The 24,877-nt window shown below is 65.7% G+C and carries 20 protein-coding genes; 16 read left to right on the top strand and 4 right to left on the bottom strand.

The genetic code is table 11. The features are described 5' to 3' along the window. Window positions 1–101 precede the first annotated feature (101 nt). The 8 genes from AAFP30_RS14645 to AAFP30_RS14610 are packed head-to-tail and all read left to right on the top strand — an operon-like array spanning window position 102 to window position 6,648. Window positions 102–728 carry a hypothetical protein gene (locus AAFP30_RS14645; protein ID WP_419230649.1) on the top strand — a complete coding sequence of 209 codons (627 nt, stop codon included), beginning with the start codon at window positions 102–104 and terminating at the stop codon, window positions 726–728. Beyond that, window positions 665–958, top strand: coding sequence for a hypothetical protein (locus AAFP30_RS14640; protein ID WP_419230648.1), 294 nt, complete (start codon window positions 665–667; stop codon window positions 956–958). The genes AAFP30_RS14645 and AAFP30_RS14640 overlap by 64 nt, the downstream gene beginning before the upstream one ends. Further along, window positions 955–1,887, top strand: a complete 933-nt coding sequence (gene dapA, locus AAFP30_RS14635; protein ID WP_419230647.1) for a 4-hydroxy-tetrahydrodipicolinate synthase — start codon at window positions 955–957, stop codon at window positions 1,885–1,887. The genes AAFP30_RS14640 and dapA overlap by 4 nt, the downstream gene beginning before the upstream one ends. Continuing rightward, on the top strand, window positions 1,884–2,744 hold the full coding sequence (locus AAFP30_RS14630; protein ID WP_419230646.1) for a fumarylacetoacetate hydrolase family protein: 861 nt from the start codon (window positions 1,884–1,886) through the stop codon (window positions 2,742–2,744). Before dapA ends, AAFP30_RS14630 begins: the two co-directional genes overlap by 4 nt. Next, window positions 2,741–3,238, top strand: coding sequence for a flavin reductase family protein (locus tag AAFP30_RS14625; RefSeq protein WP_419230645.1), 498 nt, complete (start codon window positions 2,741–2,743; stop codon window positions 3,236–3,238). Before AAFP30_RS14630 ends, AAFP30_RS14625 begins: the two co-directional genes overlap by 4 nt. A 19-nt stretch (window positions 3,239–3,257) precedes the next feature. After that, window positions 3,258–4,388, top strand: a complete 1,131-nt coding sequence (locus AAFP30_RS14620; RefSeq protein ID WP_419230644.1) for a hypothetical protein — start codon at window positions 3,258–3,260, stop codon at window positions 4,386–4,388. A gap of 57 nt (window positions 4,389–4,445) precedes the next feature. Then, on the top strand, window positions 4,446–5,690 hold the full coding sequence (locus tag AAFP30_RS14615; protein ID WP_419230643.1) for a cytochrome P450: 1,245 nt from the start codon (window positions 4,446–4,448) through the stop codon (window positions 5,688–5,690). 4 nt (window positions 5,691–5,694) lie between these two features. Next, the gene (locus AAFP30_RS14610; protein WP_419230642.1) at window positions 5,695–6,648 is read left to right on the top strand and encodes a PDR/VanB family oxidoreductase; all 954 of its coding nucleotides are present in this window, start codon (window positions 5,695–5,697) and stop codon (window positions 6,646–6,648) included. Window positions 6,649–6,683: 35 nt separating this feature from the next. Here the strand turns inward: AAFP30_RS14610 and AAFP30_RS14605 are convergent, their stop codons facing one another. The 3 genes from AAFP30_RS14605 to AAFP30_RS14595 all read right to left on the bottom strand — a co-directional run bounded on the left by AAFP30_RS14605 (window position 6,684) and on the right by AAFP30_RS14595 (window position 9,621). Further along, a complete protein-coding gene (locus AAFP30_RS14605) occupies window positions 6,684–7,799 on the bottom strand; it encodes a DUF2235 domain-containing protein (protein WP_419230641.1) in 1,116 nt (371 codons plus the stop codon). A 42-nt stretch (window positions 7,800–7,841) separates the two neighbouring features. Further along, window positions 7,842–8,717: a DUF1353 domain-containing protein gene (locus tag AAFP30_RS14600; protein ID WP_419230640.1), complete on the bottom strand. Its 876-nt coding sequence runs from the start codon at window positions 8,715–8,717 to the stop codon at window positions 7,842–7,844. A 160-nt stretch (window positions 8,718–8,877) separates the two neighbouring features. Further along, complete coding sequence (locus AAFP30_RS14595) at window positions 8,878–9,621, bottom strand: hypothetical protein (protein ID WP_419230639.1); 744 nt, start codon at window positions 9,619–9,621, stop codon at window positions 8,878–8,880. Between the two features lie 365 nt (window positions 9,622–9,986). Here AAFP30_RS14595 and AAFP30_RS14590 point away from each other — a divergent pair, with 365 nt between their 5' ends. The 7 genes from AAFP30_RS14590 (at window position 9,987) to AAFP30_RS14560 (ending at window position 20,488) form a co-directional block, all read left to right on the top strand. Beyond that, window positions 9,987–11,876, top strand: a complete 1,890-nt coding sequence (locus AAFP30_RS14590; RefSeq protein WP_419230638.1) for a peroxidase family protein — start codon at window positions 9,987–9,989, stop codon at window positions 11,874–11,876. Beyond that, the gene (locus AAFP30_RS14585; RefSeq protein ID WP_419230637.1) at window positions 11,873–12,997 is read left to right on the top strand and encodes a catalase family protein; all 1,125 of its coding nucleotides are present in this window, start codon (window positions 11,873–11,875) and stop codon (window positions 12,995–12,997) included. The genes AAFP30_RS14590 and AAFP30_RS14585 overlap by 4 nt, the downstream gene beginning before the upstream one ends. A 116-nt stretch (window positions 12,998–13,113) precedes the next feature. Next, the gene (locus AAFP30_RS14580) at window positions 13,114–15,723 is read left to right on the top strand and encodes a LuxR C-terminal-related transcriptional regulator (RefSeq protein WP_419230636.1); all 2,610 of its coding nucleotides are present in this window, start codon (window positions 13,114–13,116) and stop codon (window positions 15,721–15,723) included. A gap of 60 nt (window positions 15,724–15,783) precedes the next feature. After that, on the top strand, window positions 15,784–16,404 hold the full coding sequence (locus AAFP30_RS14575) for a DJ-1/PfpI family protein (RefSeq protein WP_419230635.1): 621 nt from the start codon (window positions 15,784–15,786) through the stop codon (window positions 16,402–16,404). 9 nt (window positions 16,405–16,413) lie between these two features. Next, window positions 16,414–17,313: a cyclase family protein gene (locus AAFP30_RS14570; RefSeq protein ID WP_419230634.1), complete on the top strand. Its 900-nt coding sequence runs from the start codon at window positions 16,414–16,416 to the stop codon at window positions 17,311–17,313. Between the two features lie 77 nt (window positions 17,314–17,390). Next, the gene (locus AAFP30_RS14565) at window positions 17,391–18,944 is read left to right on the top strand and encodes an MFS transporter (RefSeq protein WP_419230633.1); all 1,554 of its coding nucleotides are present in this window, start codon (window positions 17,391–17,393) and stop codon (window positions 18,942–18,944) included. Between the two features lie 5 nt (window positions 18,945–18,949). Beyond that, window positions 18,950–20,488 (top strand): class I adenylate-forming enzyme family protein, encoded by a 1,539-nt coding sequence (locus AAFP30_RS14560; RefSeq protein WP_419230632.1) that lies wholly within the window; start codon window positions 18,950–18,952, stop codon window positions 20,486–20,488. Here AAFP30_RS14560 and AAFP30_RS14555 read toward each other — a convergent pair. Next, entirely contained in the window at window positions 20,463–23,165 is a 2,703-nt protein-coding gene (locus AAFP30_RS14555; protein ID WP_419230631.1) for an AAA family ATPase, read from the bottom strand. The two genes, AAFP30_RS14560 and AAFP30_RS14555, sit on opposite strands and share 26 nt — an antisense overlap. A gap of 133 nt (window positions 23,166–23,298) precedes the next feature. Between AAFP30_RS14555 and AAFP30_RS14550 the strand changes: the two genes are divergently transcribed. Beyond that, window positions 23,299–24,873, top strand: a complete 1,575-nt coding sequence (locus AAFP30_RS14550; RefSeq protein ID WP_419230630.1) for a protein adenylyltransferase SelO — start codon at window positions 23,299–23,301, stop codon at window positions 24,871–24,873. Window positions 24,874–24,877: the final 4 nt, after the last annotated feature.

The raw sequence follows: 24,877 nt of genomic DNA, 5'->3' as shown, positions 1-24,877 counted from the left end.
TTATGTATGTATCGAAAAGTCTGTCTTTGATTTATATCCGCAGAGCCACCAGTGTAAGTCACATCACCTGCGCATCCGGCCCACCTCGAGAAAGGTCACCGATGATCACGCCACTCGGTACAGACACCCGAACCCCGGTCCTCACCGATGACGACGTTGCCGCGCTCGTCGACCAACGCGACGCGATCGACGCCGTCCGGCGCATACTGCGGTCCGCGCATCGTGGCCACGCCCACGTGATCGCCAAGTCGATGGCCGCATGGGACGGCCCGAGCACCGCCCACACGCTCGGCGCGGTCGATGAGCAATCGGGACTGGTCGCGTTCAAGAACTGGGTGAACACCCCACGCGGGGCGAGCGCGATCCTCACGATGTTCGATGCCACCTCCGGCGAATTGCTCACGGCCATGAGTGCTGGGCGGCTCGGATCCCTACGGACGGCGGCCACCGCGGCAGCCGCGACGGACGTGATGGCCGACGAGCACGCCGACGTCGTCGCGCTGCTGGGCACCGGCCGCCAGGCCTATCAGCAGATGATTGCGCTGACGGTGGTGCGGACGATCAACGTGGTTCGGGTGTGGAGCCCCGACGCGACTCGACGCGACGAGTTCGTCCAACGCGTCCGCGCCGATCTCGGAATCCGCGCCGTCAACTGCCCGGACCGATGGGCGCGATCCTGCCGTCATCGGCCGAACTGCTCCCCGGCGTCGTCGAAGCCGGCGACCTGACCGTCGTCGACGATCTCGAGAACGCGCGACGCGCCTCGCGTGAACTCAAAGATGCTCTCGGCGAGCAACTTCCCGGAGTCCTGACACTGGGCGAACTCCTCGAGGCAGGAATCCGTCGTCCCGCCGGCGCCGCTCTGACCGTGTTCAAGGGAATGGGCTCAGGGCTCAGTGACCTCGGTGTCGCCGCGTTGGTCGTCGACGCCCATCGTGAAAGGAATAGTCAGATATGAGATTTCGTACCTCCCCGCAGTCCATCTCCGGATCCATTGTCCCGCTGATCACCCCGTTCACCGACGACGGAAAGCTCGACGAAGACAGTCTGGCCTCGTTGGTCGACTGGCAGATCGCCGCCGGCACACACGGCATCTCGATCGGTGGGTCGACCGGTGAACCCAGCGCACAAACAATCGACGAACGCATCCGGGCCATCCACTGCGTCGCCGCCGCGATCGGTGACCGGGTGCCCTTCATCGCCGGCACCGGATCCGCGAAACTCGACGAGACCCTCGAACTCACGGCCGCCGCTGCCACGGCCGGAGCCGATGCCGCCCTGGTCATCACGCCCTACTATGCGCGCCCCACCCAGGCGGCGCTCTACGACTGGTATGCCACGGTCGCACGCGAGTTCCCCGATCTACCGATCATCGCCTACAACGTCCCATCCCGGACCGCGGTCGACCTCGCACCGGAAACCATCGCACGCCTGCACCGCGACGTCGACAACATCGTCGGCATCAAGGAAACCACCCGAGACTTCGAACACTTCTCACGTGTCATCCACACCGCAGGCGACGACCTGCTCGTCTGGTCGGGCATCGAACTGCTGTGCCTGCCGCTCCTCGCGCTCGGCGGCATCGGATTCATCAGCGCCACAGCCAATATCGCACCCCGGGCATGTGCGCAGATGTACAACTTGTGGATCGCCGGCGATCACGACGGAGCACGCCGCATCCACTACGCACTGCATCCGATCGTCGACGCCTTGTTCGTGGAGACCAACCCGACAACCCTGAAATGGATTCTGGCGCAGGAGGGTCGCCTGTCTTCGCCACACGTTCGCCCGCCGCTGATCGAAACCACCCCGGCGGGTAGCGACCGGGTCCGGGAACTGCTCGCACAAGCCGCCGACCTCCTTGACCGTGAGCGGGCGATCCGATGAGGCTCGCGACCATCGAGATCGGTGACGCACAACGGGTTATCGCGACGACCGATGGCGACGTCATCCGCGACGTGACCGCAGCAGCGCCGCGCACGGGCCTGGCCGGGCTCCTCCCCCGCGATCGGCGGGCGACGCTGCGCCGAGACCTCGAGCAGTACCCCGTCATCGACATCTCCGGGGCCCGCTGGCTTCCGCCCGTTCCCCGGCCCGACCACATCGTCTGCGTCGGACACAACTTCGCCAGTCACGCCGCCGAAGTCGGTGCGACGGTCAACGCGCAGCCGACGCTGTTCACCCGATTCCCCTCATCGTTTGTCGGACATCATGATCCACTGATCCGGCCGCAGGTATCCGACTCACTCGACTGGGAGGGCGAACTCGTCGTGGTGATCGGCGACGGCGGACGACACATCAACGCCGATGACGCCGCGGCGCACATCGCCGGCTACAGCATCATGGGCGAGAACAGTGTTCGGGAGTACCAACTCCACAGCACCCAGGCCACCGCCGGAAAGAACTTCGACGCCTCGGGATCCTGGGGTCCCTGGATCGTCACCGCCGATGAGATAGGCGACCCGACCTCACTGGAGATCATGACGACGGTCAACGGACACCGCTATCAGCACGGCAAAGTCGGCGACATGCACTTCAATGCTGCCCAGATCATCGACTACGTCAGCACCTTCACGACACTGCAACCCGGCGACGTCCTCGCGCTCGGTACCCCACCGGGAATCGGACACCGCCAAGACCCACCGCGTTATCTCCGCGACGGCGACCATCTCGTCATCGCCATCCCCGGGGTCATGGAGTTGACCAACACAATTCAGGACGAAAAGCAGGAGTTACCAGCATGACCACCATCGTTTCCGGTCAGGCACTGACCGATTCACTGCGCGACGTCATGGGCGGTGTCTGCACGCCGGTGGCCGTGGTGACCACCGTCGTCGAGGGTCGACCGCACGGCACCACCGTCAGTGCCTTCACCTCGCTGTCGATGCACCCACCTATGGTGATGATCTCGCTGGACCGGAACTCCAACACACTCAGGGCGATACAGGATGCAGGACACTTCGGACTGAACATCCTCGGAGCCCGCGAGCACCACCTGGCGCGACAGTTCGCCACCAAGAACGACGACAAGTTCGCGACCGTCGACTGGCGCGTGAGCGGCCGTTCCGCCCGACTCACCGACGCCTACGGGTGGGTCGCCTGCAGCGTCCACTCCACCGCCGACGGCGGCGACCACGTGATCGTCACCGGCAACGTCATCGACGCCGAACTCGTTGACGGACAACCACTCACCTACCACCGCCGGAGCTTCGGCACCCACGCTCCGCTCACCGCATGACAGAGAACAGAGGCAGATAATGACATCATCGACCGAAGCACCCATCGATTCGCACACGACGATCCTCGACACCTCCGGTCAACCACTGGAGACCCCGACGCCATGGAAACCGATCAAGGTGTCACGACACGAGATCGATGCAACGATCGACCACCTGTCGTCAATTCCACTACCGGCCAACGGTCGCCGTGTCGCGCACTTCGTACACCTGGAATCGGCCGGACGAGGATTCGCACCCGGTGTCGAGGTCTGCGTCGAGGTTCTGCTGCCCGGCGAATCCACGACACCGATTCGCCGCAACTCGAGCTCGGTCCAGATCGCGATCGCCGGCGAGGGAACGGTCGACGTCGCAGGCACCGCCATCGGGCTGAAGCGCCACGACGTCTGCAACATCCCGTCGATGAAGCCCCACCGATTCCGCAACACCGGAACCGGCGCCTGGGTTCGCCTCGCCTATTCGAACGCGCCGCTGCTGTCGGTACTCGGCACTCACTACTACGAAGAGCTCGAAGACATCTGGGAACCGGAAGCCGGCACGGACGGACCGATCGACATGGACGAGTCGGGACCCGTCGCGGAAGGCACCGCCCCCGATCACGAGGTTTCTCCGACTGGCGCACGGTTGCGCGGGTACGAGTACCTCGTCGATATCGAACCGGTCCCGAACAAGGCGCTGCATTGGCCGCACGAGACCATGTCCGGGCTCATGTCCACGGAATTGGGTGATGGCAAGCGGACCATCATGGCTCTCTACAACCCGGCGACCGAGCGCAAACAAGGTGCCACCGGCAGCTTCTTCGTGACGCTCTCGCAGATGCCGCCCGGCGTCCAACCGCGCCCCGAAGGACGGGGCCATCGACACAACTCGGTTGCCATCAACTACCACGTCGACGGGGTCGGTTACTCGGTCGTCGATGGGGTGCGCATCGATTGGGAAGCCGGTGACCTGCTGCTGTCGGCGCCCGCCTGGCGGGAGCACGCACATTACTTCACCGAGACCGGCATGAGTGCCTACACCGTTCAGGACCACCCGCTGCACATCGGCATGGAGTCACTCATCTGGCAGGAGAACATGGACGGGCCGATCCTCGCGCTCGGCCTCGAGAAGGGGCAAAGCGGGTACGTGGCCCCACGCAATTGGGACGACTAGCCGCGTCCGCGCACCAATCGATTCGCCCCAGCCCACCACGAAAGCGGCCGTCCGACAATGTCAACCACACAAACCGCCCACGTCACATTCCCCATCGACCTCGGCGACACCGCGTTTCTGACCGGCGACCGCACCGAGGCATACCGGACCCTCCGGGATGCCGGCTCCGCGCTGCCTCTCGAACTGGGTCCCGGCGATCCCGCCTGGGTACTCAGCCACCACTCCGATGTTCGCGAAGTCCTGCGCCTACCCGAGGGACGAGTGCAACCAATGGGATCGGAGGCGCCGCCGTGGCTCGCAGGCCCGGCACTGGATCGGTTGCGCGCCAACCTGGTACAGATCAACAAGCCCGATCACACGCGGCTACGCAACATCGTCGGGCCGATGTTCATCCCGCGTCGCGTCGAACAGTTCCGCGAGTTCGCCACCGCGTCGGTGGACCGGGCGATCTCGCAGGTCCTCGGTCACGATGAATCGATCGATGCCGTGCACAGCCTCGGCGTAGCCATCCCTCGCGGCGTCATCTGCCAGTTCCTCGGTATCCCCGAAGACGACTGGGACCATCTGACCGCACGCCAGCACGACTTTCTGCTCATCTTCTCCCCCGCGCCGCTCGCAGGTGAGCAACTGGCTGCGCTGAACGAGATCACCCAGTTCTACCTCGACTACTTCGACACGTTCCTGACCAGTCGCCCCGCCGCCGATCACAGCCCGTTTGTGCAACTCCTCCTCGACGCCGAACAAGCCGGGAACCTGAGCCACATCGAAGTGCTGTCATTGATGCACACCATCTTGGATGCAGGCTACGAGACGACCCGCACATCGATTTCCAACCTCGTCGAGATCCTGACCCAACAGCCCGCTGTGCTCGACGAACTCCGCGCAGACCCCGCGCTGATCCCCGGTGCAGTGGACGAACTCCTGCGCTATCGGACCCCGCTGCATGTGCGGGAGCGCTACCTTGTCGACGACTTCCGCACCTCCGACGGCACGATCCTGCCGGCGGGCGCACGGACGATCCTGATGATCGCCGCAGCCAACCGGGATCCCCAGAACTTTCCCGACCCCGACGTGCTCGATCTGCGCCGAGACAACGCAAAATCCCATGTGGCATTCGGCGGTGGCCTCCACCACTGTCTCGGCGCACCGATTGCACGCATCCAACTTCAAGAGACCCTGCGCGCCTTGGTCGATCGTGTCGAGAGAGTCGAACCGGCCGAACCCGGACAGCGCTTCGGTGACCTCATCTTTCCGGCTCTCGTCTCGCTGCCGGTGCGGCTACACCCCGTGAAGTCTCGGTGACACCATGAGTCGTGACACAGGTCCGTTGGAGCTGAAACTGACGGTCGCCGCCAAGTCGTGGCTGACGGCCGACATCGTCGAGATCATCTTCACCGACCCCGACGCACAGTCGCTACCGCGATGGGACGCCGGCGCCCACATCGACGTCCAGTGCGGTGACCATCAACGCCAATACTCGCTCTGCGGCGACCCCGACGATCGACTGCAGTATCGGGTGGCGGTGCTGCGTGACGCCAACAGCCGTGGCGGCTCCACCTACGTTCATGACTCGCTGAACATCAACGACATCGTGCAGGTGTCGGGGCCGCGGAACACCTTCGCGCTCCAACCGTCCCCGCGGTACATCTTCATCGCAGGAGGGATCGGCATCACCCCCGTCCTGCCGATGATCGCCGCCGTCGTCGAGCACGGTTCCGACTGGGCGCTGCACTACGGTGGACGCACCGTGGGCGGCATGGCGTTTCTCGAGCAACTACGCGCGCATGGCGACCGCGTCACGATCTACCCTCAAGACGACGTCGGACACCTCCCGATCGGTGCGATCCTGTCGGCACCCAAACCCAACACCCAGGTCTACTGTTGCGGACCCGCACCACTTCTCGACGCCGTGGCGGACGCCGCGCGGCCCTGGGATGACGGGGCGCTGCATGTTGAGCGCTTCGCGCCGACCGACCTCGTCGCCGACGCCGAGCGGTCCTTCACGGTCGAACTCACCGACAGCGGCATAAAGCTTCAAGTGCCGCCCGACCGGACAATCCTGCAAGTACTGTCCGACGCGGGTATCGACGTGCCGTCGTCGTGTGAGGTCGGAACGTGCGGAACCTGTGAAGCGACTGTTCTGGCCGGCGTCCCCGACCACCGCGATTCGGTCCTGACTGCGGAGGAGCGGGAGGACGGCCACTTCATGATGCCGTGTGTATCCCGATCCAGGACGGACACACTGGTTCTCGATCTCTGATTCCGAGGTCTCGTGTGTCGGTGTTCGCGCCCAGGTCAGGAGTCGATCGGATGTGAATCGACAAGCATCTCGCGGCCTTTGGCGTCCTGATAGGCAATGAGATTCGCCGGGTCATAGGTGTCGACACGATCCAGTCGGCGTTTGGCGCTCGAGGCGGCGTACTCGTGTTCCCCGTCGACGGAGCCCAACTGTCGCACCAAGGGTTTGAAGGCGCGGTAGAACCCCTTTCGGGATTCCTGGAGCGGGACCGCGAATGCATCCGTGCTGTTGAGGAATCGCGCGATCACATCCGTGATCGAAGTTGCGGCGAGTTCGGTGGTCACCGGCGTGCCGGTCACTGGGTTCTCGGAAAAGAAGAGTCCGTGGTGCCGAGCACGTCCCATCATCCATACGAGTGGGATGTCGCTGATCCGGCTGTCGGCATATCCCCCGCCGACGTTGCAATGCACGCCACTGAACCACACCTGTTCGATGATCTGGCCCTCGGGCCGATCCGGCTGAGGCGTCCACAGGGTCGGTCCAAAGGGACGTCGCTTCTCGTCGATCGCCAACGCATGGTAGGCCGCCTGCACCGTCGTGCTGAGCTGAGTGTCGTGAAATGCCCACCGCCGGTTGATCTTCTCCGCGAACTTCCAGCCGTCGATCGGGATACCCAGCGACCCGACAGTGTCCCAGACCCCGATGAACCGGATCGGCGTTTCGTGGGAGTACTTCTGCCGGAATTCGGTGGCCTGCTCCTGTCTGGGCGCCGACGACTTGTCCCGGTCGCGATAGAGGTCAAAGGCTGCGTCGGCCTGATCCATATGCTCTCGTTTGAGAATTCCGCTATTTCGGATAAAGCCACCCAGACTGCGCGCGGTATAGGCACCACGACTGAAGCCGAAGAGGAAGATCTCATCCCCGGGTTCGTATGCCTCCACGAGTTTTCGGTAGGCCTCTTTGAGATTCTTGGACAGTCCCCACCCCAACACGCCGCCGCGGATGCGCTGCCAGGGTTTGGTTCCCACGCCGGCCACGTAGATCCGTTCCTGGCGGACGCCATCGTCGTCGGCACTACCGATCGCTTCGTAGAGCTTGACCACATTCGTCGGGTGCTTCTGCCCGAAGACGTTCCATGTGCCGTCGCAGCAGACGATCAGACGTTTGGTCATAACGCTTTGATCCTCTTTCTCGTGCTGGTGTCCGTCGAAATCCTACCGCCGGCGTGGGATTCGAGTGGCAACCGAACCCACGGTATCCGCAATCTTCTCGAGCGCGAGGTAGACGACCCACGCAAATCCCGCCACGAGGGCCGCCGGCACGATCCAGAACGCAGCGATGGCCGCAACGAGACTCGCTCCCCACTGGCGACCCCAGAGTGGCGATGCGAGGAGAATCAACACGAACGCGAGGGCGAGGGACAACGAAGGCGAGCCCGTCGGCCACGACCAGCCCAGGACTACCGATCCCACGGCGGACGCGATTCCGATGACGCTGAGCAGCAGCCATGCGAAGATGCTCCACCGCCGTAATGCGCCGGCGGCGTAGCGCGTCCGGAGCGCCACCGCCGACCAGATGATCCACCGCTTGAGCCATGGCACACCGGAGGTTCGCATCATCTCCCGGAAGAAGCGATCGGACAAAGCATCGCTGTGCAGAGGTCCGGCGTTGGCCTTGTCCGAAATCAATTGGTCGTGGATCAGCGCGGCCAGGGTGTGCTTGCCATAGGAGTTCTCGAACCATCGCAGGAAGCGTGGGACCGACGCCAGATCTGTCGGATTCTCGTGTCCCGGACTGAACGTCCGCGCGTCGTCGACGGCCTTCCGCGCTTCCTGGGCGGACATATCCTTGCTGAGCTTTGCCACAAAGTAGTCTTCGGTGGACTCATTGCTGTAGCGGAACATGTTCTGCGCGAGGAACTGCCGCTCATCGATCTGTACGAGCGCGACCCCGACCGACCGCTCAGGCGCGCATTCTGCGTACCCCATGCTGCCGCGCGGAACGGCGATCTGAAACCCCGATGACGGTGCCACGCGCCACGGGAGCCAATCCACGTCGGCTGGTGACAATGGGTCGTCTGTGTTGTCCATAGGGATCTGGATTGTTGACATGTGCCACCGCGATTCGGTTCGTCGTCCAGGGTCACCGGGTTTCCGATAGCGCTCACTGTGACACAAGACAAGGTTGTCGAAACGAGTAGTGCGCTACTCGATTTCTGCGCGCTCGCAACGTAGTCGGGGTGAGGGTCGGTCACGCCCACTCACGCGCGAGCGCACACAACACTCGAAAAGTCTTGGCATCGGTCGCCGACGGCCGCATTCCATGCTCGGTCAGCATCGACCGCAAAGCGAGTTGTTTTGTCAGAGCGCGCGTCTCCAGATCTCCGACCGACTCCCCGGGTCGCGGTCGCAGTATCGTGGATATCTCCAGCAGGTCGGCGTCGGGTACCGTCCAGCGTTCGACTGTGAGGTCGAGGCCGTTCATCGCGATTCCCTTCCATCGCGAGGAGTCGATCGGTCCCAACCGCATCAGATGGTCGATGGGCACGCCGGCGGGACTACAGGTGACGAGGAATTGGCGTTGTGCCGAATCGAGGACCTGCGCCGGATCGGTGCCGGCCGCCATCGCGGCGGCCACGGAACCGGTGGTGCGGCGGCTCACCGCGGACGCCGCGAGCGCCCGATCCGAGCCACACCAGTCCTCGTGGAGGTGGTAGCGGAAATCGGCGTCGGAGAACGGGTCGAGCCATTTGCCCACCAGCCGTCCGGGCGGGCACGGTCGCAGCCGTACGGTCACGTCGTCGTGGTCGCCGGTGCGCATTGCGATGCTGATGTGGCTCGACAGCAGCGGCAGCGGGGTGCGTTCGTCGGCGGATCTTGCCTCGGCGAACCAGACCTCGTGGCGCTCGGTAGGACGTGGCGGACAACCGAGGACATCCAGCGCGTGGGCTACGTCGTCGTCGATGTTGACTTTGATCTCGATCGGTGCGATCACGGTGGCCACCCTCCAGGTCGTTGACGCTCACTGCGCACCGATGTCTTCAGCCGCGCCGGTGTGCTCCATCGTTCCGATTCGCTTCGCCGTGCACACGAGTACGCCGCTACCTCATTCCGGGTGTCGTGGACCGATGCGACTTCGAGGCTCGTGCGGCGCGGACGTAGGGCATCTGTGCCCGATTTGCCTGCGGTTACGCGCAGTCGCGGGCGTCTGAGTCGGTATCGCGGGGCTACTCGCGACCAATCAAGTAGTCGACTACTCATGTGCCCGTTCACCTGCGATCTCATACTGATTGGGCAGCGACGATCACGACGACACATATTCGACGACCGGCGGATGATGACCCGCCACGGAGGCTGCTGATGGCCCGGATACCACGTTTGACGATACCTTCATTGACCACCTTTACCCCTTCACTTCAGGCTGCGCCGTCGGAAACGCAGCCTGATCGGCGTGGCCCGGTCACTCGGCATGCTGCCGGCTTGGCCGAAATCGTCGACCGTTGGCGGGGATGGTCGCGTGTGGGCAAATGGCCGGGACTTGTCGTGCTGATCGGCCTGCGCAGCCAACTCCGTGCCAACAACCTCGTCGACACCGGGCCGCACCCGGGTCCGGCGCCGAAACCCGGAACAGCTGAGGACTTTGCGGGCCGCACCGTCACCGGTGTCTACAACGACAAGACCGATCCCAGTATGGGTTCGGTGGGCAGCCGCTTCGGACGGAACATGCGCGGCTACACGAAACCCGCGCCCGACCATGAGGTCCTCGACCCCAATCCGCGCGAGGTCAGCGTGCGGCTGCTGAACCGAAGTTCCGGCTTCAAGCCCGTCCCCACGCTGAATCTGCTTGCCGCGGCCTGGATTCAATTCGAAGTGCACGACTGGTTCAACCACCGGACGGCCACACCGTCAAATCCGACCGACGACTGGGTGATCGACCGACCTCCGGGCGACCCACTGGGCGACGGCGCGATCCGCATCCCTCGCACCCCACTTCTGGACGCGGCCGGACCAGGTTTCGAGCGGACCTATGAATCCATCACCAGCTTCTGGTGGGACGGTTCGCAGATCTACGGCGACAACCAGGAGTACTCGGACGCAATCCGCCTGTCCGACGGGCAGATCAGGCTCGACACGAACGGGCTGCCGCCGGCCTCCACGGACAAGCTCCTGGACCCGAACGGCTCCGCACCGAACTTCTGGGTCGGGTTGGCGCTCATGCACTCGCTATTCCTGCGGGAACACAACGCCATCTGTCGTCGTCTGAAGGCCGCCTACCCACAGATGGATGGCGACCGGCGGTACACCGTTGCGCGACTGATCAACTGCGCACTCATGGCCAAGATCCATACCGTTGACTGGACACCGGCGATCCTGGGCCATCCGACGACCGTCGTTGGTTTGCGCGGCAACTGGTTCGGCCTCCTCGGCGAGGACTTCGCGCGCCGCTACGGACACTTCTTCGACAACGAACTGCTCAGTGGTATCCCCGGGTCGCACACGGACTTCAACGACGTTCCGTTCTCGCTCACCGAAGAGTTCGTCGCCATCTATCGGATGCATCCCCTGATGCCCGACGGTGTCACCATTCGGGCCCTCGCCGACAACAGCGTCATCGCGGACCGCCAACTCCAGGAGCTGGTGATGCCGGATGTCCGGACACGACTCGGCGACGCCCCCATGGACGATCTGCTCTATTCGTTCGGCTGCGCGCATCCGGGGGCGCTGACCCTGCACAACTATCCGTCCGCGTTGCAGAACCTCAGCCGGGGCGAGGATCACCCACCGATCGACCTGGCCACCATCGACCTGTTGCGCATCCGCGAACGCGGGGTACCCCGCTACAACGAGTTTCGCAGGCAGCTTCGTCTCAAGCCGAAGAAGGACTTCACAGATCTCACCAAGGACCGGCGCCTGGCCGACGAGTTGGCGGCAGTGTACGGAGACATCGAACGTCTCGATCTGATGATCGGTCTCTACGCCGAACCGACTCTCCCGGGATTCGGGTTCAGCGACACCGCTTTTCGGATCTTCATCCTGATGGCTTCGCGGCGCCTGTCCTGCGATCGGTTCCTGACCGACGACTTCAACGCCGAGGTCTACACCGAAGTCGGCATGGCGTGGATCCGTGACAACTCCATGCGGTCGGTACTACTGCGCCACTTCCCCACCCTCGCACCAGCCCTGTGCGGCGTCGCAAACCCGTTCGCCCCCTGGAACGTTCAGAACCCACCCAAGGATCAGCCATCATGACCGATATCGCGTCACCCACCGATGACCTGACGACGGCGACCACCATCCGACCCCCGATCGAGTACCGCGAGCACATGGAGCAGCCCCGCCCCGACGAGGACCGCGACATCGAGCGGATCATGCGAGTGCTGCGCTGCAACAACGAGCACGCCTACCGGAAGAACAAGCACGGCCTCCGCGACGCGCACGCCAAGAGTCACGGCATTTTGCGCGGCACCCTCGAGGTCACGCCTGACCTGCCCGACGAACTCGCCCAAGGGGTCTTCGCCGAGCCGAAGTCCTATCCGATCATCTCGCGGCTCTCGTCCACGTCCGGAGCGATTCGCAGCGATCAGATCCGTGGGGTCCGAGGTCTCGGGATCAAGCTCATCGGCGTGCAGGGCGAGCGCGCCCTGCCCGAGGACAACGCCACCACCCAGGACTTCATCATGGTGACGCACAAGGAGTTCCTGTTCGCCAATGCCCACGACTACAGCCTGAAGGGAATGGCGTTCGCTTTCGGGTTGGCGCGTCTGCCGGACCCGGCGATGAAGGCGCTCACCACTGGGCTCGGCGTCGTCGGCGAGGATCATCTGTCCGACAACCTCAAGGTCTTCGTCAAGCCCAACACCCACATCCTCGGTGACACCTTCCACACCTCGGCACCGCTCTTGCACGGCAAGTACATGGCCAAGCTGCGCTATGTACCCGCGTCGCCCGAAGTCCGTGCCCTGGCCGAGCAACCAGTCACAGATCGACCCGGTGTCAACGCATTCCAGGAGATGGTCGTCGACTTCTTCGCCTGCCACAGCGCCGAATACCTCTTGCAAGTCCAGTTGTGTACCGATATCGACAGGATGCCGATTGAGGACGCGACAAAGGAGTGGAACCAGGACGAATCCCCCTATCGGACAGTGGCAACGATCAAGTACCCGGTCCAGGACCCCTACACCCCCGCACGTCGCGCATTCGGCGACGACGTGCTCTCCTACAACTCGTGGACCGGACTGGCCGCACACCGCCCCCTCGGATCGATCAACCGGCTCAAGAAGCGGGTCTACGAGGCGTCGAGCAACTTCCGCCATCAACGGAACAACGCGCCGCGGTTCGAGCCGTCCGACGAATCGGATCTCCCGACATGACGGTGACCGCTCGGACCGATAGCGATGCACGACGTCCCACGTCGGCGATGTCGCCGCACCTGCATCACGAAAAACGACAGGACGAACGGCCCGCACGGGCCCTATACTCAACCTCCATGGGCGGCCGCTGGCAGCTGCTCGGCCGGCCCACCGAGCATCAGGCGATCCGATCGGCATTGACCAGTGCCGACGGCAGCGGAGTGGTGCTCGTCGGCGTTGCCGGGGTCGGCAAGACCACGCTGGCCCGCACAGTCTCCGCAGACGTCGACGGGCCGGTCCATTGGGCGGCCTGCACCGAGTCGTCGAAGGCGATTCCCTTGGGGGCCTTCGCCCCATGGGTCGAACAGACTGGATCGCGTGACCCTGTCTCCGCGCTCGGTGCCGCCCGCAAAGCGCTTGTGGCCCAGCCGGACACGGTTCTCGGTGTCGACGACGCCCATCTCCTTGACCCGCTGTCGGCGACCCTGCTACACCAGCTCGCGGTCGAACGGGCCGCGCGCGTGATCGTGACCGTGCGATCCGGGGAGACGGTGCCCGATGCCATCACGTCCCTGTGGAAGGACGGCTATCTCACGCGGATTGAATTGTCGCCGTTGGGCAAGGACGAGTGCACGGCCCTGGTGGAGAAGGTGCTCGGCGGGACGCTCGAGGGGCTCAGCGCGGACGTGATGTGGGAATCGTCGAGCGGTAATCCGCTGTTCTTGCGGAACATGGTCGAAGGGGCGCTCGACGCCGGCACTCTCGCGGAGGTCAACGGTGTCTGGCAATTGCGCGGGCCCACCGCGGTGCCCTCCGGGCTCGTCGCACTGCTCGACGACCGGATTGATGCCGCCGGTGATCACGTCGTCGATGCGCTCAAACTGCTGGCGCTGTCCGAGCCCCTCGATATCGACACCCTGATCTCGCTGTCGAGCGACGACGCCGTCGACACGGCGGAGGTTCGTGGGCTGATCCGCATCTCCCGGGACGGTGCGGTCGAGAACGCGCGGTTCAGTCACCCGCTCTACGGCGATGTGATCCGGCGACGGATCGGGACGATCGCCGGCCGAAAGCTCCGCGCCCGGATCGTCGAGGTGCTCCGCGAGCGACCCGTCGGCGGCGCCGCCGACCGGATCCGGCTGGCCAAACTGTGCGTCGACGGCGGTCTCGATCTCGATGTCAACTTGCTCATCTCGGCAGCCAAAGATGCCGTGGCCCTGACGAATCTTCCGCTGGGCGAACGGCTTGCGCGCGCCGCGACCGAACGCGGCGGAGGCCTGCGTGCCGTCGACGTGCTGTCACGAGCTTTGTTGTGGCAGGGGCGGATCGCGGAGGCCGACGAAGTGCTCGCCGCGTTCGATCCCGACACCCTCGACGAACTCGCGCTCGTGCAGTGGGGTGTGCCCCGCCTGGGCCTGTTGTTCTGGTCGCTCGGCGACATCGACCAGAGTGAACGCCTTCTCGATCTGCTCCGGTCGCGAGTGCAGCACCCCGCCCTGGTTCTGATGGTCGATGCGATCGGGTCGGCGATGGCGGTGCATTCGAACCGAATCGCCGAAGGAATCGCGCTCGCCGAGCACGTTCTGGACGACGCGGAATCTCCAGTCCAGGCAGTCGACTTCGCGGCGTTTGCCGCGGGTCTGGCCATGCCGGTCGCCGGTCGGGGCTGTGACTTCGAGGCGATCGCCGACCGATGCCGGCCCGAGCACAAGGCCACCGACGGCATGATCAAGGTGATGATCCGCTATGGAGATGTGCTGGCGCTGACCACCACCGGCCGGATCGACCTGGCGGAACGTCGCGCGGTCGAGTACGCCGAGTTCTCCTCTGCCGGGCAGTTCGCGGGCTGGGCGTTGGCGAAGATCATGGCCGGGCTCGTCGCCACCTACCGGGGCCGGTTCCGCGAGGCGATCGACACCTTGGAGCAGGCGCTGGCGGCGCTCAACGCGGACAACTCACTGCCCTGGAAACTTCCGGCTCGCCTGGTATTGATTCGCGCCTACGCCGCCCTGGGCGATGTGACCAACGCGGAACGTGTCCTCACCGAGGCCGACGAACACGTGGGTCCTCACGAGGCGATCCACGACCCGCAACGACTGATCGCGCGTGCCTGGCTGGCCGCCGCACGCGGGGGTGAGCGACCGGCGATCGAATTCGCCCATCGCGCTGCCGATCTCGCGCACGACGTGGGTCAGTATGCGGTTGAGGTGGAGGCGCTGCATCATGCGGCGCGATTCGGTGATCGTACCGTCGCGGAACGACTGGCACAGGTGGCGCCGGACGTGCAGGGCGTGCTCGCACCGCTGTACGTTTGCCACGCGCGGGCGGTGGCCGATGCCGATGCCGACGCGCTCGACGAGGTCAGCCGGGCGTTTGCGGACGCCGGCTTGACGTTGTCGGCGGCAGACGCAGCAGCACAGGCGGTTCCGCTTCATGACAGCTGCGGGCATCGGCGCCAGAGCGCCGAATCGAGTGCCCGCGCGATGGGCCTCTCGACGAGTTGCGACGGTGCAACCACCACGGCTATCAGGTCGGCCGCACGGCCGCTGCCCATCACACCCCGGGAACGCGAGATCGCGGCGCTCATTTCGCAGGGACTCACCAGCCGGGAGATCGCCGCCCGGCTGACCGTCTCGGTCCGCACCGTGGAGGGACACATCTACCGCGCGTGCATCAAGCTCGACGTCGCCGATCGCGACGAACTCGCGCGGATCGTGTGGCAGGGCGGGGATCGGGGCACGCGGTAACCGAAAGCGCCGCACCCCACCGTCTTCGGGTACGTTGTGTCGAGGACGACAGGAGCGCGCATGACCGACAGTGCCACAACGGCGCAGCGAAAAGTATCCGTGGTGCTCTTCGACGGCTTCGAACTCCTCGACGTCTTCGGCCCGGTCGAGATGCTCAGCGTTCTGCCCGACCAGTTCCGCGTCGCGATGGTGGCCGCCGAGGCGGGTCTGGTCGCGAGTTCCCAGGGCACCAGGGTGGAGGCAACCGAGAGTCTCGCAGCGGTCACCGATGTCGACATCGTCCTGGTGCCGGGTGGTATCGGATGGCTGAAGATGGTGCACGACAACGACTTTCTCGACCAGCTGCGCACCTATGTCGCCGATGCCGCGTTGGTGACCTCGGTGTGTACCGGTTCGGCCGTCCTCGCCGCCGCGGGACTACTGGAGGGGTACCGCGCCACGTCGAACAAACGGTCCTTTGATCGCGTTGTCCAGCACGGTGATTCGGTGACATGGGAGCGTCGGGCGCGATGGGTGCAGGACCGGGATCGGTGGACCTCGTCGGGCGTGGCCGCCGGCATCGACATGACCGCGGCTCTCATCGCCGATCTCTTCGGGGACGAAGTGGCCCGGCACGCCGGAGAGGTCATCGAGTACGAACCGCAGACCGATCCGGACTACGACGTCTTCTCCGATCGGTAGGTGCGGACGGTGCATGGCGAAGTCAGTGCGCGACTCCGCACCCTGGAGGCCGCCTGCAGCAATGCCGGGCGCTGGGGTGCCGACGACGAACTCGGCACCCTCAACCTGATCACGCCAGAGGTCCGGATTCGGGCGGCGCAGTTGGTCACCGAAGGGCTGTCGGTGTCCCTCGCATCCGATCTCGGTCTGCCGGCCACACAACGCAGCGATCTGCTTGTGACCCACACGATGGGTTCGGAGGAGTCGGTGCCCGATGCCCTCGTCGACACCGTCGGCGTGAACGTGCACGGGTGGGGAACCCACATCGACGCATTCGGACATTTCCACCTCAACGGGACGACCTACAACAACCGGAATGTCGACGCCATCGTCGGATCCCCGGGCCTCACCCATAGCGCGATCACCCCGTTGCGCGACGGCATCTTCACGCGCGGGGTGCTCCTGGACATCGCAGGTCTGCGTGGTGTCGACTGGCTGGATCCCGCCGAATATGTGACCGCCGACGATCTTGATCGTGCGACTGCCGTCGCCGGGCTGACGATCGAGCCGGGCGACGCGGTCATCGTCCACGTCGGACTCGATGCCCGTCTGGCGGCCCATCCCGATGCGGAGCCCGGTCGTCGGGCAGGCCTGGACACATCCGCGGTGCTGTGGCTGCGCGACCACGACGTCGCGATCTTCGGCGGCGACTGCATCGAGCGGATGCCGAGCGGCGACCCGGACCTCGACCTGCCACTCCATCAACTCGGCCTGGCGCGAATGGGCCTCACCTTCCTCGAGTGGTTGCGTCTGGACCGATTGCTGCCGGTGGTACAGCGCCTCGGCCGCAGCGAGTTCCTACTCACCGCCGCACCTCTACCGATCACCGGCGGTACCGGGTCCCCGGTCAACCCCATCGCAGTCTTTTAGGGTTCACCCCTAGGGTCATCCGGGAACAACCGGCCGACGATCAGATGGTCACTGATCAACCGACCCGAGGAACCCCGATGACCACCAGATTCGCCCGAGTCACCGACGGCACGACGACGCGGCACGGCGTCGTCACCGTCGTCGTCTGCCTGGCCCTTGCCACCGTCGTGGCCGCGATGTCGTCTCTGAATGTCGCACTGACCGACATCGCACGCAGTACCCACGCCACCCAGACCCAACTCGAATGGATCATCGACGCCTACTCCCTGGTGTTCGCGTCGTTGCTTCTTCCTGCCGGTGCCCTCGGCGACCAATTCGGACGCAGGCGCGCGTTGATCGGGGGCCTCGCGATCTTCGGGATCGGGTCGGCGATCGCCATGACCGCCGGGTCGCCGACCGAGCTGATCGCGCTGCGCTGCGTCCTGGGCTTGGGTGCGGCATTCGTGATGCCCGCGACGCTGTCCACGATCACCGCGACCTTCCCGCCCGCCCAGCGGACCAAGGCGGTGAGCATCTGGGCCGGCGTCGCCGGCGCCAGCGCCATCCTCGGCGTGCTGTGCACCGGAGCGCTCCTCGAGTTCTTCTCGTGGCGGTCGGCCTTCGCGCTCAACGTCGTCCTCGCGGTCATCGCATTGATCGCCGCACTCCGGTTCGTGCCGGAATCGGTCGGTGACAAGGTGTCCCGCTTCGACGTCGGAGGTGCGCTGCTGTCGGTCGCCGGCCTCGTCGTCCTGGTGTACTCCATCATCGAGGCACCCGAAGTCGGCTGGGTCGCTACCCGCACCTGGGTCGGAATCGCCTGTGGCCTGGCCATTCTCGCGGTCTTCGTGGTATGGGAGCTGCGTCATTCCGCACCGTTGCTCGATCCCCGGGTGTTCACCCATCGAGCACTCGCGGCCGGTAGCTTCTCGATCTTCGTGCAGTTCTTCGCGTTCTTCGGCTTCATCTTCGTCGTGCTGCAATACCTTCAGCTGGTGCGTGGCGACTCGGCACTGATCGCCGCACTGAGCATGCTGCCGATGGCGGCCACCCTGATGCCGTTCGCCCGGTCCGCGCCGATCATCGTCGACCGCGTCGGCGCCCGAGCCACCTGTGTTGCCGGACTGGTCCTCATCGCCGCCGGGCTCGTTGTGCTGGCCCAGCTCGACACCGACAGCAGCTATTGGCTGCTGCTGTCCGGACTGCTCCCCCTCGGGGCCGGGATGGGGTGGGCGATGACGCCGGCCACCAGTTCGATCACCGGCGCACTGCCCGATGCACAGCAGGGAGTGGCCTCGGCGCTGAACGACCTGTCCCGCGAAGTCGGTGGCGCTCTGGGTATCGCGGTCATCGGCAGCATCCTCACCTCGACCTACCGAAACCACCTCGAGCTGCCCGTTCGGGTGCCACCGGCAGTCGGCGACATGGCACGCGACTCCTTCGCCCTGGCTTCGCATATGGGCGGACAGGTCGCCACGGCCGCCGACACCGCATTTACCACCGGCCTGCACAATGCATTCCTCACCGGTGCTGTCGCGGCGGCAGTCGCAGCGCTCGTCGTCGCCGTACTGCTCGGCCGCAAGACAATTGCGGAGCGCACCGCTCCGACAGCCGGCCTCGACGAATCCTCATCCACCCTCGGAACCAGGTGAACACCATGACAACAAACAGCACGACAACGAACACCACGACAACGACTGCCAACTACGCCCGGCTCATCCTCGATCGACTCGACGCCGACGAGGCCGACCACATCGTCTGCACCGACTCGACACGTGGGTACACCGCACCAGAGTTCGCGATCCGGATCCGTCGATTCCGGCGGGACCTGGCACAGCAGGGAATCGGCGGCGGGCACCTCATCGCCCTCGTCGCCCCGAACACCACGGACGCACTGGCTATTCGCTACGCCGCCGGCCTACGCGGTTCGGCCACCGTGCTGTGCCCGAACGCTGACACCCCGGCGAGACTCAACGCATTCCTGGCCGCCATCGACCCACACGCGGTCGTGGTGTTCGACCCGGCTGTCGCCGCCACCGTCACCGACCCCGAGCACCGCCGGCTCATCCTGGTGGGCGGACCGGACGGAGATCTACGGTCGGACCGCGAACCGGGCGACGACGAGGCCGAAAATATCGCGGTCGCACCGAGCGACCCGTGTGTGCTCGTGGCCACCGGCGGAACGACCGGCGTCTCCAAGGCCAGCGTCCGCGACGTCGCGGCCTACCTGCGTCTGATCGACGGCCCCGCCGATCCGACGCGCCGGCAGTTGGTGTGCACACCACTCGCCTACATCGCCCAGACCGCCGCAGACCAGACCCTGCTCGCCGGAGGCGTCGTCTTCTTGCACGACACCTTCGATCCGCGGCTCGTTCTCGAAGCCATCGACCACGACCGCATCACCCATCTGGCGCTGGTTGAACCGCTCCTCGTCGAACTGGTGGACTGTCCCGCACGTCCGGGCCACGACCTGTCATCACTACGCGCCATCAGCCACGTGGGCGCCGACGCGCCGCCCGAGCTGCGACACCGACTGCTCACCGCGCTCGGACCGAACGTCCTCGTCCACGTCTACGGTGCCAGCGAGTTCGGTCCCGCGTGCGTGCTCGCCGGCGCCGACTACGCTCTCGACCGCCCCGATCTCCTCGGCAGCGCGGGTCGCGCGATCCCCGGCGTCGAGGTGCGCGTCGTCGACGAGACCGGCACGCCACTCGATCCGGGACAGCTCGGACGCATCGAGGTGCGATCCCCCGGCGCGGCGAGCACCTATCGGGGATCCCGGGCGGAATCCGTGCGATTCCAGGACGACGGCTGGTTCCGCGGCAGCGACTTCGGCGAGATCGATGCCTCCGGATACCTGCGGGTGCGCGGCCGCGAAGGCGACCGGCGAATGATCGACGGCCGCCCGACGTGGCCCGTCGACATCGAGAACGCCCTGAGCAGTCATCCGGCAGTGCGGTACGCGGTCGCGGTCCCCGCTGACGCAACATCCTTTGCCGCGTGGGTCGTCCTTGCGCCCGGCAGTGTGATCGACGACGACGAACTGCGGCAACACCTGTGCGCGGTCGGCGGTCCGCAATTCGCGTCCATTCCGGTGACCTCGGTGCCGACCATGCCGGTCACCGAGCAAGGTAAACCCGATCGTCACGCGCTGCTGCACGGAGTCGGCGTCACGGCCGACCAGCCAGCGCTCTGAGTTCCCGGCGACCACGAATACCCAACTTGGCATAGGAGTTTCCGAGGTGATACTCGACCGCCTTGACGCTGACGAACAGTGTCGCCGCGATCTCCTTGTTGGTTCGGCCCTCGGCCGCCAAGGTGACCACATCGCTCTCCCGATCTGTCAGTGTGGCAAGGGCGGCGACCCGCCCTTCCGGTGCGGAGCCGGATACGACGGTGACTGCCTCGTCGTCGAGCGCGGCGAGATAGGCCACTGCTCCCGCGGCGGTGAGCAGGCGCCGCGCCCCGGCCTCGTGCTCATGCGCCGGTCGACGCCGACCGTTCGCACGCAGAAAACCAGCGTACGAGCGACGCAGCGCCGCCCGGTCCACGATGGGCTGGTCGATCGTCTCGGCGTCGATCGCGGACGCGAATTCCGTTGCCGCGGTCTCGGCGTCGCCTTCCATGACGGCGATTCGAGCCGCCAGCCAGTGCAGCTGCATCCGAAAATCGAGTCGGCGGCGCAACGCACCCGCCCGCAGTGCACCAAGCTCGGATCGGGCACCGTCGAGGTCCCCGAGATCGAGGCGGGCGGCGATCATCGAGGGCCAGAAGAACAGTGGATGGGCCGGTGGCAACCGGGCGCCGCCGTCGTGCGTCAGCGGCGCCAAGGCCTCGATCACCGCACTGCTGTCCCCGCCGGCCTCGGCCAGTGCCGCACGCGCGCAGGCGATCATGCCGATGGCGTCGAGGGTTGCGACCACCCGCGTGACGTCCGTTCCCTGCTCGAGGTGATGTTGCGCGGCCGCATCGTCACCGCGGCCGGCGTGGATCATCGCGGTGATGGCGTGGGCCTGCGGAGTGATCCAGAGTTGAGACTCGTCCGCGGCGATATCGAGTGCGGAATGCGCGCTCACCAGTGCGCGGTCCCAGTTCCCGAGAACGTAGTCGCAGCGTGCCAGGATCACGTGGGTCTGCGCCCGCCGATCCCCCATCAACGGGGAGAGTTCGTCTGCCGCGAGCGCGCCTTCGGCGAGGCGCAGCCATCGCGCCGATTCGGTGACCCGGCCGGCGAAGTGGCTCAGCATTCCCCGCCCCCAAGCCAGGTTGACGTCGGTGTCATCGGTGGTCCAGGGGTCCGGGTATCGAGACAGCAGCAGGTCCAGTCCGGCGGCGCCGCCCTCGGCCTGTCCGGTCGCGCCCACCGCCATGAAGGTCGCGAACTGCGCCTCCGGTGAGTCGGGCGCGCTGAGAACGAGTGCGGCGTTCGCGTGCCGGATCCCGTCGTCGCCGCGGGTCTGGGTGTTGGACAGCGCGCTCAGCGCCAGATGGGCGCGGGCGCGCTCTTCGGCCGGCTCGTCGAGTCCGGTGGCCTCGAGAAGATACGTCTCGGCCTCCGGAATACTTCCGGATTGCCAGGCAAGCCAACCCAATTCGATATTGCGCCGGGCAGAGACCGGGCACGCGCGCAGCCGGGGCTCCAGGGCTCTCATCGCCGCGAGGTGACGACCGTTCATGTACTCCCGGCCCGCCGCGAGGACGCGACGCGGCATCTCCTCGCCGGTGCCGATATCGGCGGCCGCGGTCAGATAGGCGGCCGCTCGGGCCGGGTCGGCGTGGTGGGCGGCGGCGTGGTCGAGCTCGGCAGCCAGGTCGGGGTCGACATGATCGGCTGCCGCGATGCGGTGATGTAGCCGTAGCGCGGGGTCGGTCGTCGCAGTTGCCCACGCCAGGTGCAGGTCTCGTCGTCGCGCCGGGGAGAGGTCGTCATAGACCGCGGTTCGGTAGAGCGGATGGACGAAGCGCACGCGGTGCATCGGATCGCGGGGTGCGTGGTCGAGGAGGCCGCTACCCATCGCGTCGGCCAACGCTGCCGAGATGTCCGTGGGTTCACCGGTGATCTCCACTGCCGCACCGAGTTCGATGAGCCCGGCGGCTCCGCCCGCGACCGCGAGTGCCTCGATCAGTCGCCGCGCATGCTCGGGCAGTGACCGCACGCGGTCCTCGACGCTCTGCGACAACGATCGGGGCGCAGGCAGCGGCGCCACGCTGTTGAGGTCGGCAGCACCGAGTTCGGTGAGCAGAGTGCGTACGTGTAGCGCATGCCCTGCCGTGTGATGGTGCAGGCGCGCAGCCGCATTCGGCCCCAGCAACACGCCGCTGGCAGCCGCCATGTCGGCGACCTCGGAAACATTCAGAGCGCCGACGAGCAGGTGCCGACCACGATCCGGATCATCGACGAGTCGTCGCCACGGCGACTCGGGCGGCAGCCCGCCCGGTCGCGTGGTGACCAATGCGAACACCCGGTCTCCCGTCGTGAGCCTGCGCAGCGCGGTCAACAATGCACCCGACGATGTCTCATCGGCCCAATGCAGGTCCTCGATGACCAGCGCCACCGGTCCGTGGGCCTGCCGGTCGCTCAGCAGCCGAAGGAGTTCCTGACCGGCGGTCAGCGGTGTGCGCGAATCGAACTCGCCGAGTTGCGAGAGCAACCACATCGATGCGTCGGTGGCCAGCTCGTCGGCGTCGGCGCGGAGCACGGTGAACGAGTCGAGGTCACCTACCGCCGCGCGCACCAGACTCGATTTCCCGACCCCGGCCTCACCCTCGAGCAGTACCACACGTGGCCGCGCGTCGGCGGCGTCTCGAGCGAGCTCGGCCAGCGTAGCTCGCTCGGCCTGACGGCCTACTGGAATGCTGGTGGGCGGACTCATCACGTCAGTATGTCCTCGGTGGTGGCGAAATGTTCGGCGAAGCTCAAGGTGCAGCAGTGGCCGACGCGGCGGGGCGGCAGCGAGTGCACTACTCACCTCTGATCGATCCGGATCTGCGGGGCTGCCTGCGGACATGCCCGGTGTGCCTCCGAGTGCCCGGCCTCGCGCATGCTGGTCGGTCTACCCTGGACGAGTGCCCGCTGCGTCTGACTCTCCCACCCGTCCGAGTTCGGCGATCAGCGGTTTCGATCGCACGTTCGTCGACGAACTGGCACCGCTGACCGTGCCCTGGCGCGGTGCCGACGTGCCCGACCCGGCGCTGCTGGTCCTCAACGGGGATCTCGCGGAGACGTTGGGTCTGGACCTCGAGGCGCTGCGATCCGTCGACGGTGTCGCACTCCTGTCCGGCGCGGCGTCACCCGCCGATGCGACACCCGTCGCCACCGCGTACGCCGGACATCAGTTCGGTGGTTACGCGCCATTGCTCGGCGACGGACGGGCCTTGCTGCTGGGTGAACTTGTCGACCTCCATGGGCATCGAGTTGACCTGCAGCTCAAGGGTTCAGGGCCGACTCCGTTCTCCCGCGGCGGCGACGGATTCGCGGTGGTGGGTCCGATGCTGCGTGAGTACCTGGTGAGCGAGGCGATGCACGCCCTGGGTATCCCCACCACGCGTTCCCTGTCGGTCGTCGCCACCGGACGAGGTGTTCATCGCAGCGGGATCGAACCCGGCGCGGTGCTCGCCCGAGTCGCGGCCAGCCATCTCCGCGTCGGGACCTTCGAATACGCCGCCCGCAAGCCCGAACTCCTGCGGCCACTCGCCGACTACGCGATCGCCCGTCATTTCGCTGAATTCCTCGGGTTCCCCGCGACCGAGGCTGAAGCCGGCGATCGGTACATCGCATTCTTCGAGGCGGTGCTCGATCGGCAAGCATCGCTGGTCGCGCAGTGGATCCTCGTCGGGTTCGTGCACGGCGTGATGAACACCGACAACACCACGATCTCGGGCGAGACCATCGACTACGGCCCGTGTGCCTTCATCGATGCCTTCGATCCCTCCGCGGTGTTCAGTTCGATCGACCATGGTGGGCGCTACGCCTTCGGCAATCAACCCGCTGTCCTGAAGTGGAATCTCGCACGCTTTGCCGAGACACTGCTGCCCCTCATGGGTGCAGAACCGGACGCATCGATCGCCGCAGCGACCGCGGTGCTCGACACCTTCGACGATCGCTACAACCGGTACTTCGTCGAGGGTCTCCGGACAAAGATCGGGTTGGTCGACACTACCGATGCGAGCGACCTGATCGATGACCTGTTGACCATGATGACGGAGCATCACGCTGATTGGACCGGAACGTTTCGGGCCCTCGCCGATGAGTTGCGTGGCGCACCTTCATCTTTGGCGACATTGCTCCCGAACGACGACAGCTCGCCATGGTTGCACCGGTGGCACACGGCGCTCGACCGACTCGGTCGTGACCGACGGCAGACCGCAGACACGATGGATCGCATCAATCCGCTCTACATTCCACGCAACCATCATCTCGACGCTGCGTTGCGCTCGGCCACCGACGGTGACATGACCTCGTTCGAGCGACTCCTGGCGGCGGTGACACACCCCTTTGAGCACCGAGACGAGTGGGCGCACTACGCCGATCCCGCACCCGTATCATTCACTGACACATTCCAGACGTTCTGCGGCACCTGAGCAC

It is taken from the genome of Gordonia sp. CPCC 205515 (genome assembly GCF_048537925.1).
GTDB lineage: Bacteria > Actinomycetota > Actinomycetes > Mycobacteriales > Mycobacteriaceae > Gordonia.
The sequence above is the reverse complement of the archived record's forward strand: the minus strand, read 5'-3'. Positions and strand labels throughout refer to the sequence as shown.